This window comes from Arthrobacter sp. HMWF013 (assembly GCF_003061105.1).
Taxonomy (GTDB): domain Bacteria; phylum Actinomycetota; class Actinomycetes; order Actinomycetales; family Micrococcaceae; genus Arthrobacter.
Genome location: NZ_QAIQ01000517.1, coordinates 9,693 through 10,625, shown reverse-complemented (window position 1 = coordinate 10,625; position 933 = coordinate 9,693). Strand labels below are relative to the sequence as shown.

The window sequence follows — 933 nt, the reverse complement described above, 5'->3', positions numbered from 1 at the left end:
TGGTGATTCCGCTGGGGATGCCCAGCCCCGCACCGCCGGTGGGGCACACCCCGCTGGCTGCCTTGGGGCCGCCCGGGAGGAAACCGACCCCCACGTTGAACGTGGCCGACTTCAGCACACCCAGGAGCGAGCCGGTGGAGGAGATGGTGGAGGAGGTGAGTCCTGCCGAGAAATCGTCCGCCGCTTCCTTGGAGGACACCCCGGCCCAGCCGTGCTTGTAGATCGAATCCTGGGCCCACTGGAGGGCTTCGACGGATTCCGCCGAGTCGCAGGTGATGTCCCAGTCCTTGGACCAGGCACCACCCCAGCCCCAGAGGTTGTTCTGCAGGGTCCAGCCGGCGTAGCCTGCCAGGGCCGGATAAATGTAGGCGTACTGGGCGCCGGAGGATGCCTTCAGTTTGGGCGCCCACTCGCCGAACTCCTGCCAGGTGGCGGGTGCGCGGTCCGGGAGCCCGGCGGCCTTGAAGTGGTCCTTGTTGTAATAGAACAGGGGAGTGGAACGCCCGTAGGGAAGGGCCCACTGCTTGTCGTCGTACTTGTAATCGTCCACCAGCGATTTACGGAAATCGTCCACCTTGATGTCCAGTTCCTTGATGAGACCGTCCACCGGGATAATGCTGCCGTTGGTGAAGTAGCGGAACCACCAGACATCGGAGAGGACCACCACACCCGGGAGTCCGGTCTTGGCGGCCTGCGAGGTCTGGAACTTCTGGGCGATTTCCTCGTAGTTCGCGCCGGCGGTCACCAGGTTGATCTTGATGTCCGGGAACTTGGCATGGAATTTCTCGATGATTGCTTTTTCCACGTCCTGCGACTTACCGGGGTGGTTGCTCCAGAAATCGATCTTCGCCGCCGGCTTCACGCCGCTGAAATCGATGTCTGCTGCTTCGCTGGCGGCCGGCGTGCCTCCGGTGCTGGGTCCCCCGCAGGCCG

At 63.7% G+C, this 933-nt stretch carries 1 protein-coding gene; it reads right to left on the bottom strand.

The features are described 5' to 3' along the window. Positions 1–933, bottom strand: a 933-nt coding sequence (locus DBR22_RS18085; RefSeq protein ID WP_258229282.1) for an extracellular solute-binding protein, incomplete at both ends; no start/stop codon positions are given.